Consider the following 9,828-nt stretch of genomic DNA (forward strand, 5'->3'; position numbering starts at 1 on the left):
CAGATCTCCCGTGGGAAGCGCGGGACTCCCGTGGGAAGTCAGACGGTGGTGCGGGCGGCCGGCGCGGGGGCCGACTGCTCGCGGGCGGTCTCGAGGACCGTGCGCCAGGAGGCGTTCGGGCGCCGGCGCAGCAGCGCACGGCGCTCGCGCTCGGTCATGCCGCCCCAGACCCCCCACTCGATCTGGTTGTCGAGCGCCTCCGCGAGGCACTCGGTGCGCACCGGGCAACCGGCGCACAGCTGCTTGGCCTTGTTCTGCTCGGCTCCACGCACGAACAGCTGGTCCGGCTGCGCGGCCTTGCAGGCGGCGCGCGGCGTCCAGTCCTCAACCCACATGATGTCCCCACATCTGTTCCGAGATAGGTCCGCGTCCCCATGACGCCTACCCGGGAAGTCCCCTCGACTGCCAAGGTAAAGGCGGGTCCGGCAACCGGTACAGACACGTTCAGCCCAACTGGAGTAGTCCGAAGTGACTAGTCCGTCCGCGTCAGGCGGAACTGGGGCTTCGCGCGCTCGCGTAGCCTGATCCCCATGACCGCGCAGCGCCCCGAGCACCTCACCCCTGGCCGGGTGGCCTCCCACCTGGGCGTCATGCTCGCCGTCGCGGCCGTCCTCGGCGTCGTGGTCGCCGGCCTGGCGATCCCGTTCGCGGGCGTGGTCGGGATCGGCGCGAAGAACGTCGCGGAGACCATGGACCAGCTCCCCGCCGAGCTCGAGACCGAGGCGCTCGCGCAGCGCACCCAGGTCCTCGACGAGGACGGCGAGGTCATCGCGACCCTCTACGACCAGAACCGCGTGAACGTCCAGCTCACCGACGTCTCCCGGATGATGATCAAGGCGATCGTCGCGATCGAGGACTACCGCTTCTACCAGCACGGCGCGCTGGACCTGAAGGGCACGCTGCGCGCGTTCATCACCAACCAGGCCAGCTCCGGCGTGGTCCAGGGCGGCTCGTCGATCACACAGCAGCTGGTCAAGCTGACCCTGGTGGACCAGGCGAAGTCCAAGAAGGAGCAGGCGGCGGCGACCGACGAGAGCTACGCGCGCAAGCTGCGGGAGCTGCGGTACGCCGTCGCGCTGGAGCAGCGCCACACCAAGGACTGGATCCTCGAGCGCTACCTCAACACCGCCTACTTCGGCGACGGCGCCTGGGGCATCCAGTCGGCGGCCCGCCACTTCTTCGACGTCAACGCCAAGGACCTCGACCTCAAGCAGTCCGCGCTGCTCGCCGGCCTGGTCAAGAACCCCTACGGCTACGACCCGACCAAGTTCGCCGACCGCGCCGTGGCGCGCCGCAACGTCGTCCTGGACCGGATGGCCGAGCTCGGCATCATCAAGGAGCGCCGGGCGGACAGGGTCAAGGACCAGAAGCTCGGCTTGAAGGTGCAGGCGACGCCGAACGGGTGCGTCAACGCCCGCGCGCCGTTCTTCTGCGACTACGTCCTCAACTACCTGCAGAAGGACCGCTCGCTCGGCCGCAACGTCAAGGAGCGCCGCGAGCTGATCTTCTCCGGCGGCCTCACCATCCGCACCACCATCGACCTCGACGCGCAGGCCGCCGCCGACGAGGCGGTCTCGGCCGCCGTCTACCCCGAGGCCGAGGCCATCGGCGGCCTGGCCATGGTCGAGCCGGGCACCGGCAAGGTCCGCGCGGTCGCACAGTCGCGCCCGATGGGCAGCGACCGGTCCATCGGCCAGACCTACCTCAACTACGTCGTCAACCAGAAGTACGGCGACTCCGCCGGCTTCCAGCCGGGCTCGACGTTCAAGGTCTTCGTGCTGGCCGCCGCGCTCGAGCAGGGCCTGTCGACGTCGACGAGCTTCAACGCGCAGCCGCAGATGGAGATCCCGGAGTACGAGTTCGAGGACTGCGACGGCGAGCCGTACGGCTACGGCACCTGGTCGGTCGGCAACTCGACCTCGTCGGGCTACATGGACATGTACCGCGGCACGCGGGAGTCGGTGAACACCTACTTCGCCCAGCTCGAGGCAGAGACCGGCATCTGCGAGCCCTACGAGCTGGCCAAGGCGATGGGCGTCGAGCTCACCAACCCCGAGGGCAAGGGCCCGGGCCTCCCGGAGCGGGTGCCGTCGTTCGTGCTCGGCATCCCCGATGCCAGCCCGCTGGAGCTGGCCGAGGCGTACGCCACCTTCGCCGCCCGCGGCCTGCACTGCGACTCCCGCCCGGTCGTCGCGATCGAGGACGCGCGCGGGAACCTGCTCAAGGAGTACCCGGCCGAGTGCCAGCAGGTCATGCAGGAGACGACCGCCGACGCGGTCAACGACATCCTCCGCGGCGTGATCGAGGGTGGCTTCGCCTCGGCGCAGAACCTCGGCCGCGACGCCGCCGGCAAGACCGGCACCACCCAGAACGGCCAGGCCGTGTGGTTCGTCGGCTACACCCCGAACATGGCGGCCGCCTCGATGATCGCGGGCGCCAACGAGTCCGGCACGCCGAAGAGCCTCGAGGGCGTCAACATCGGCCCCACCACGATCTACGGCGCGTCCGGCTCGTACTACGCGGCGCCGGTCTGGGGCAACGCGATGCGCGGCATCCTCGACAAGCTGCCGCCGGAGTCGTTCACCCCGCCGTCGTCGGTGACGAGCACGGGGTCGACCACCACCGACTCCTTCGACGACGACTGAGCCCCGGGTGGTCGGGGAAGGCGCGCTGGCGCCTGCCTCGAAACCCCCGGGCCGGACGCTCACCCGAGCTGCCGACGTACCTCCGCGGCCACCGCGGCACCGTCGGCCCGCCCCTTCACCTGCGGCTGCACGACGCCCATCACCTTGCCCATGGCCTTCATGCCCTCGTCGGCCGCGCCCGTCCGCCCGACGGCCTCGCTGACGATCCGGGAGATCTCCTCGACCGAGAGCTGCTCGGGCAGGTAGTCGGCCAGCACCTTCGCCTCGGCGCGCTCCTTGGCGGCCATCTCGCTGCGGCCGCCGTCGTCGAAGGCGATCGCGGCCTCGCGGCGCTTCTTGGCCTCGCTGGCGAGCACCTCGACGACCTGCTCGTCGGTCAGCTCGCGCTGGACCTTGCCGGCGACCTCCGCGTTCGTGACGGCGGTGAGGACCATCCGCAGGGTCGAGGAGCGCACCTCGTCGCGGGCCTTGATGGCGGCGGTGAGGTCGGTGCGCAGTCGGTCCTTGAGCTGGCTCATGGGGCCATTGTGGCAGCCTGACGGCGTGAGCCCGTTGCCCGTCGCCACCCGCACCCTGGCCGGCGTGGCCGGCGCCGGAGCCGTGCTGGGCGCCGGCCTGGCGACGTACGCCGCGTGCGAGGCGCGGGCCTACACCTTGCGGCGGGTCGAGGTGCCGCTGCTGCCCCGAGGGCACCGTCCGCTCCGGGTGCTGCACCTCTCCGACCTGCACGTGACGCCGGGCCAGGGGCGCAAGCTCGCCTGGATCGCCGGGCTGGCCGAGCTGCGCCCCGACCTGGTCGTCGACACCGGCGACAACCTCGCCCACCGGGACAGCGTCGGACCGCTGCTCGAGGCGCTCGGGCCGCTGCTCGACGTGCCGGGGGTGTTCGTCCTGGGGTCGAACGACTACTTCGAGCCGACCATGCGCAACCCGCTGCGCTACCTGCTGCCCGACGACGGCCGCCGGCACACCGACACCCCGCACCTGCCCTGGCGCGAGCTCGTGGCGGCGTTCACGGGCTCCGGCTGGCTCGACCTCACCAACCGCACCGACGCGCTCACCGTCGGGGACACGACGATCTCCTTCGCCGGCGTCGACGACCCGCACCTCGGCTACGACCGGCTCGGGGACGTCACGGGCGTCGCCGGCGCCGACCGGCACGCCGACGTGCGCCTCGGCGTCGCCCACGCGCCGTACCTCCGCGTCCTCGACGCCTTCGCCGCCGACGGCTGCGACGCCGTGCTCGCGGGCCACACCCACGGCGGCCAGGTCTGCCTCCCCGGCGGCCGCGCGCTCACCACCAACTGCGACCTCGAGCCGGCCCGGGCCCGTGGCCTGCACCGCCACCCGGCCGACTCCCGGCCCGGCGACCCCGGCTCGGCCTGGCTGCACGTCAGCGCCGGCCTCGGCACCAGCCCCTACGTCCGCTTCCGCCTCGCCTGCCGCCCCGAGGCCACCCTCCTCACCCTCCTCCCACCCGCCTCGTGATGCCAGGAGTGCGCCATGGCGCACGCCGGGCAGCACGAGGCCGCCTCTCGAGGCGCGGGGCGGCCCGATTGGGGCGGGCCGGAGGTGCTCCGGTATGCTCCGGTGCTCGTGAGCCCGGTGATCCCGGACTCGCAGAATCGGGCTGTGGCGCAGCTTGGTAGCGCGCCTCGTTCGGGACGAGGAGGCCGCAGGTTCAAATCCTGTCAGCCCGACAGCAGAGGACCCGGACCCCAGGAACACCTGGGATCCGGGTCCTTCGCCGTTCCGGACCCGGGTCGGCGTGACACACTGGCGCCCATGAGTGGGAAGGACCGCGACACGGACGCTCCGAGCCTGGAGCCGCCCACCCTGTTCGGTCGCAAGCGCCGCAAGAAGAACGCTCCCGAGGCCCCGGCCGCCGCCGAGACGACCCGCGTCGACCTGCCGGCCGTCGAGCCGGACGAGACCCCCACCGCCGTCGTCGAGCCCGTCGTCGAGCCTGCGCCCGGACGTGCCCCCGAACCCGCTCCCGAGCCGGTCGTCGCGCGACGTCCCGAGCCGGCTGCAGAGCCGGTCGCAGAGCCGGTCGCAGAGCCGGTCGCAGAGCCGGTCGCAGAGCCGGTGGTCGAGCGGACGCCCGAGCCGACGCCGCCGACGCTCTTCGTCGACGAGACGCCCCGACCCGCGCCGGCGCCGGTGCTCACCGAGCAGGCCCGGCCCGAGCCGCCGGTGGAGGCCCCGGCACCCCGCGAACCGCGGGAGCCCTTCGTCACCGGCATGCCGGCGGCCTGCCTGACCGGCGCGCTGGTCGGCCTCGCAACGGTCGGCCTCACCTGGCTCGGCCTGCGCGCCTGCGAGGTCGCGCGCGGCACCAGCTCGTGCGGCAACCCCGGCTTCCTGCTGCTCATCGCGATCCTCGTCGCGATGGTGCTGGCCGGGTCGGCGCTGCTGCGGGCGTTCCGGGTCGCCGAGCCGACCTCGACCAGCTTCCTGGCGGTCGGCCTGCTGACCGTGCTGGTGCTGCTGTTCCTGATCGAGGCGCTCTTCAGCTGGACGATGGTGATCGTGATCCCGCTGCTCGCGATCGGCTGCTTCGCCGTCTCGCACTGGGTCACCACGCTGGTGACCGACGCCGACGACTGAGCCCGGAGCTCAGCCGCCGCCGGACGCCTTCAGCGCGCGGCGACGACCAGCTCGGCGAGCTGCACGGTGTTGAGCGCCGCGCCCTTGCGCAGGTTGTCGTTGGAGACGAACAGCGCCAGGCCGCGGTCGCCGTCGACACCCGGGTCCTGCCGGATGCGACCGACGTACGACGGGTCCCGGCCGGCCGCCTGGAGCGGCGTCGGCACGTCGGTCAGCTCGACGCCCAGGGCGCCGCGCAGCAGCTCGTGGGCCCGCTCGACGGTCAGCGCCCGCTCGAACTCGACGTTCAGCGCCAGCGAGTGCCCGGTGAAGACCGGCACCCGCACGCAGATCCCGGAGACGCGCAGCTCCGGGATGCCGAGGATCTTGCGGGACTCGTTGCGGAGCTTCTGCTCCTCGTCGGTCTCGTGGGAGCCGTCGTCGACGAGCGAGCCGGCCATCGGGAGCACGTTGTGCGCGATGGTGCGGACGTAGGTCTGCGGCTCGGGGAAGGCGACCGCGGTGCCGTCGTACGCCAGCTCCCGCGCCTTCTCGCCGCCCGCGGCGACCTGCGTGGCCAGCTCCTCGACGCCGGCGACGCCGGAGCCGGAGACGGCCTGGTAGGTCGAGGCGATCATCCGGACCAGCCCGGCCTCGTCGTGCAGCGGCTTGAGCACCGGCATGGCGGCCATGGTCGTGCAGTTCGGGTTCGCGATGATCCCGCGACCGGCCTCGATGACCGGCTGCATCGCCTCGGGGTTGACCTCGGAGACGACGAGCGGGATCGCGGGGTCCTTGCGGAACGCCGAGGAGTTGTCGACGACGATGACGCCGGCGTCGACGAACTTCTGGGCCAGGTTGCGCGAGGTGGTCGCACCGGCCGAGAACAGCGCGATGTCGAGCCCCGACGGGTCGGCGGTCGAGGCGTCCTCGACGGTGATCTCGCCACCCGCGAACGGCAGGACGGTGCCGGCCGAGCGCGCGGAGGCGAAGAACCGGACCTCGTCGGCGGGGAACGACCGCTCCTCGAGGATCTGCCGCATCGCGACGCCGACCTGCCCGGTGGCGCCGACGATTCCGATGGTGGTCATGCCGTGGTCCTTTCGGGGCCCCCGCCGCGTTGTCGCGGAGGAGCGAAGCGCGGGAGCGAGAACGTGGTGGGGGTTATCGGCCGGTGCCGCCGTAGACGACGGCCTCGACCTCGTCGGCGTCCAGGTCGAACGCCGTGTGCGTGGCGCGCACGGCGTCGTCGACCTGCGCCTCGTCGACGATGACCGAGATCCGGATCTCCGAGGTCGAGATCATCTCGATGTTGACCCCGGCGGAGGCGAGCGAGGCGAAGAACTTCGCGGTGATGCCCGGGTGCGAGCGCATGCCGGCGCCGATCAGCGAGACCTTGCCGATCTGGTCGTCGTAGAGCAGCTTGTCGTAGCCGACCTCGTCCTGGATGCGCGCGAGCGCGCCCATCGCGGCCTGGCCGTCGCTGCGCGGCAGCGTGAACGAGATGTCGGTGAGCCCCGTGGCGGCCGCCGAGACGTTCTGCACGACCATGTCGATGTTGACCTCGGTCGCGGCGAGCGTCTCGAAGATCCGCGCCGCCTCGCCCACCTTGTCGGGCACGCCGACCACGGTGATCTTGGCCTCGCTGCGGTCGTGCGCGACGCCGGAGATGATCGCCTGCTCCATGGGCTCTTCTCCCTCTCGGGGCTCGGGGATGATCCAGGTCCCCTCCTTCAGGGAGAAGGAGGACCGGACGTGGATCGGCATGTTGTAGCGGCGGGCGTACTCGACGCACCGCAGGTGGAGGATCTTCGCGCCGGACGCGGCCATCTCGAGCATCTCCTCGGTGGAGACGCGGTCGAGCTTGCGCGCGGCGGGGACGATCCGGGGGTCGGCGGTGAAGACGCCGTCGACGTCGCTGTAGATCTCGCACACATCGGCGCCCAGCGCGGCGGCGAGCGCGACCGCGGTGGTGTCGGAGGCGCCGCGACCCAGGGTCGTGACGTCCTTGGTGTCCTGCGAGACGCCCTGGAAGCCCGCGACGATCGCGATCGCGCCGTCGCGGATCGCGGCCTCGATCCGGCCCGGCGTGATGTCGATGATCTTCGCCTTGCCGTGGGCGGAGTCGGTGATGACGCCCGCCTGCGAGCCGGTGAACGACTGCGCCTTGTGGCCCAGCTGCGCGATCGCCATCGCGACCAGCGCCATCGAGATCCGCTCGCCGGCCGTCAGCAGCATGTCCATCTCGCGCGGCGGCGGGAGCGGCGTCACCTGCTCGGCCAGGTCGCGCAGGTCGTCGGTGGTGTCGCCCATCGCGGAGACCACCACGACCACGTCGTTGCCCGCCTTGCGGGTGTTCACGATGCGCTGGGCCACCCGCTTGATGCCGGCGGCGTCGGCGACCGACGATCCGCCGTACTTCTGCACGACAATGCCCACGACGACGTCCTCGGGTTGGGGGAAGAAAGACCGCGCCCGAGTCTACCGAGGGGCGGGGGTGCCTCCGCCGAGCATCTCATCGGCCACCGCGAGCACGTCGTCCTCACCCGGTACGTCGCGGTCGAGCCGGTCGTGGGAGACCACCGACAGCAGGGCGTTCAGCGCGGCGCCGGCCAGGTTGCCCCACGAGGAGACGTAGGAGAACTGCCACCACCAGAGCGCCTCCTCGGTGTTGCCCTGCCGGAAGTGGCGCAGGCCCGTCTCGAGGTCGGAGGCGATGCTGGTGAGGTCGTCGGATAGCTGGCTCTCGACCACCTCGGGGGCGTAGGGGTCGAAGACCAGGCTGTAGGTGTCGACCGGCTCCAGGATCGCCGCCAGCCGCATCCGCATCGGGTCGAGGTCGGTCTCCGGGCCGATGTCGGGCTGGTACTCCGCCCGCGGCGTGAAGTCGCGCTGCGCACCGAGCTGGGCGCCGGCGAGCAGCGCCTGGCTGATCTCGAGCAGCAGCAGGCTGATCGCCCGGCCGCCCCCGTCGGCGTCCCGCGAGATCTCGCGCAACGCCAGCAGGAAGCTGGCCGCGGAGTCGGCGACCTGCTGGGCCAGCGCCTGGGTGCCCACGTCCACCTTGGCCACGGCGTCGGCCGCGCCCGGCAGCGGACGGGCCAGCTCGGCCAGCGCCTTGTCCACGTCGATGGGGTGCTCGTCCATGGGCGGCAGGGCGCCGGCCAGGACCGCCTGCTCGAGCAGGGTCGTCGGGTCGAGGTCGCCGGAGATCGGCCCCGGGTGCTGCTGCTGGTCAGTCATCTGCGCTTCGCCTTCCCACGAATGCCCGGCCGAGGGTGACCTCGTCGGCGTACTCAAGGTCCCCACCCACCGGAAGTCCACTCGCCAATCGCGTCACACGCAACCCGAGCGGCTTGAGCATCCGGGTGAGGTACGTCGCCGTCGCCTCGCCCTCGAGGTTCGGGTCGGTGGCGAGGATCGTCTCGGTGATCGCGCCGTCGGCCAGCCGCTGCATCAGCTCGCGGATGCGCAGCTGGTCGGGCCCGATGCCGTCGATCGGCGAGATCGCCCCGCCGAGCACGTGGTAGCGGCCGCGGAACTCACGGGTCCGCTCGATCGCCACCACGTCCTTGTACTCCTCGACCACGCACAGCACCGACGGGTCCCGCCGCGGGTCGCGGCAGATCCGGCACTGCTCGTCCTCGGAGACGTTGAAGCACACCGAGCAGAACTTCACCCGCGCCTTGACCTGGACCAGCACGTCCGCCAGGCGGCGTACGTCGACCGGGTCGGCCTGCAGCAGGTGGAACGCGATCCGCTGGGCGCTCTTGGGACCCACGCCCGGCAACCGGCCGAGCTCGTCGATCAGGTCCTGGACGACACCTTCGTACAAGGAGGGTCGTCCCCCTAGAACCCGAGCTGGCCGAGCGGGCCGCCCTCGCCGGGCCCGCCCGCGCCGCCACCGGCCAGCGGGCCGAGGGCCTCGCCGGCGATGGTGTCGGCCTGCGCCTTGGCGTCGCGGTACGCCGCGACCACGAGGTCGCCGAGGTCGGCCAGGCTGTCGGCGTCGTCGCCGTCGACCGTGCCCGGCGCGACCGCGACCTTCGTCAGGTCGCCCACGCCGTTGACCTCGACCGTCACCGCGCCGCCGGCGACCGAGCCCTGCACGGTCGTCTCGGCCAGCCGCTGCTGCGCGGCCTGCAGCTGCTCCTGCATCTGCTGGGCCTGCTGGAGCAGGGCGTTCATGTCGAGTCCGCCGCCGCCGAGGGCGTCGAAGGGGTTCTGGCTCATGGGGGTCCTCCGCTGGTGGGTGGTGGGTCCGGTGCTGCTGGGAGCGAGGTGTCGTCCGGACCTCGTCAGTCTGTCGGGTGGGTGGGTGCTCGCCGGCCGGTGCCGACCAGCGGGCGCCGCCTACTGGTGCCGGATCTCCTCGATGATGCGCGCACCGAGCTCGCGCTCGAGCAGGTCGGTGCCGGCGAGACCCTCGGAGTCGGCGTCCGGGTCGTCGGGGTGCGCGTCGGCGTCCCGGTCCTGCCGCTCGGTGTCGACCGGCCCCGGCTGCTCCGGCCCGCCGGTCCGGGTCTGCTGGATCCGCGCACGGGCGGCCGCGATCGTTTGCGGGTCGGCGGCGGGACGCGCCGGCGGCTGGGGG

General features: G+C 72.2%; 10 protein-coding genes, 1 tRNA gene and 1 pseudogene. 4 read left to right on the plus strand and 8 right to left on the minus strand.

What is annotated here, in order from left to right; all coding sequences use genetic code 11:
• Positions 1-38: 38 nt before the first annotated feature.
• Positions 39-335, minus strand: a complete 297-nt coding sequence (locus tag G6553_RS06525) for a WhiB family transcriptional regulator (protein WP_166190277.1) — start codon at positions 333-335, stop codon at positions 39-41.
• A 195-nt stretch (positions 336-530) separates the two neighbouring features.
• On the opposite strand from G6553_RS06525, the gene G6553_RS06530 reads away from it, so the two are divergent.
• A complete protein-coding gene (locus tag G6553_RS06530) occupies positions 531-2,645 on the plus strand; it encodes a transglycosylase domain-containing protein (RefSeq protein ID WP_166190279.1) in 2,115 nt (704 codons plus the stop codon).
• Positions 2,646-2,704: 59 nt separating this feature from the next.
• On the opposite strand, the gene G6553_RS06535 is transcribed toward G6553_RS06530, so the two are convergent.
• On the minus strand, positions 2,705-3,163 hold the full coding sequence (locus G6553_RS06535; RefSeq protein WP_166190281.1) for a GatB/YqeY domain-containing protein: 459 nt from the start codon (positions 3,161-3,163) through the stop codon (positions 2,705-2,707).
• A gap of 34 nt (positions 3,164-3,197) precedes the next feature.
• Here G6553_RS06535 and G6553_RS06540 point away from each other — a divergent pair, with 34 nt between their 5' ends.
• The 3 genes from G6553_RS06540 to G6553_RS06550 all read left to right on the plus strand — a co-directional run bounded on the left by G6553_RS06540 (position 3,198) and on the right by G6553_RS06550 (position 5,255).
• A complete protein-coding gene (locus tag G6553_RS06540; RefSeq protein ID WP_242680082.1) occupies positions 3,198-4,133 on the plus strand; it encodes a metallophosphoesterase in 936 nt (311 codons plus the stop codon).
• Positions 4,134-4,271: 138 nt separating this feature from the next.
• Positions 4,272-4,345: transfer RNA gene (locus G6553_RS06545), tRNA-Pro, on the plus strand.
• Between the two features lie 85 nt (positions 4,346-4,430).
• Positions 4,431-5,255: a hypothetical protein gene (locus G6553_RS06550; protein ID WP_166190283.1), complete on the plus strand. Its 825-nt coding sequence runs from the start codon at positions 4,431-4,433 to the stop codon at positions 5,253-5,255.
• A gap of 29 nt (positions 5,256-5,284) precedes the next feature.
• Here G6553_RS06550 and G6553_RS06555 read toward each other — a convergent pair whose 3' ends face one another.
• From G6553_RS06555 to G6553_RS06580, 6 genes and pseudogenes are all read right to left on the minus strand, one after another.
• Entirely contained in the window at positions 5,285-6,325 is a 1,041-nt protein-coding gene (locus G6553_RS06555; protein WP_166190285.1) for an aspartate-semialdehyde dehydrogenase, read from the minus strand.
• 73 nt (positions 6,326-6,398) lie between these two features.
• Positions 6,399-7,673 carry an aspartate kinase gene (locus G6553_RS06560; RefSeq protein ID WP_166190287.1) on the minus strand — a complete coding sequence of 425 codons (1,275 nt, stop codon included), beginning with the start codon at positions 7,671-7,673 and terminating at the stop codon, positions 6,399-6,401.
• A 42-nt stretch (positions 7,674-7,715) separates the two neighbouring features.
• Complete coding sequence (locus G6553_RS06565; protein WP_242680068.1) at positions 7,716-8,477, minus strand: DUF5063 domain-containing protein; 762 nt, start codon at positions 8,475-8,477, stop codon at positions 7,716-7,718.
• Positions 8,470-9,069 carry a recombination mediator RecR gene (gene recR, locus G6553_RS06570; RefSeq protein ID WP_166190288.1) on the minus strand — a complete coding sequence of 200 codons (600 nt, stop codon included), beginning with the start codon at positions 9,067-9,069 and terminating at the stop codon, positions 8,470-8,472. Before recR ends, G6553_RS06565 begins: the two co-directional genes overlap by 8 nt.
• A gap of 14 nt (positions 9,070-9,083) precedes the next feature.
• Positions 9,084-9,467: a YbaB/EbfC family nucleoid-associated protein gene (locus G6553_RS06575; protein WP_166190290.1), complete on the minus strand. Its 384-nt coding sequence runs from the start codon at positions 9,465-9,467 to the stop codon at positions 9,084-9,086.
• Positions 9,468-9,587: 120 nt separating this feature from the next.
• Positions 9,588-9,828: pseudogene (locus G6553_RS06580) on the minus strand (DNA polymerase III subunit gamma/tau); the annotation flags it as partial.

The organism is Nocardioides sp. IC4_145, assembly GCF_011250565.1.
GTDB lineage: Bacteria > Actinomycetota > Actinomycetes > Propionibacteriales > Nocardioidaceae > Nocardioides.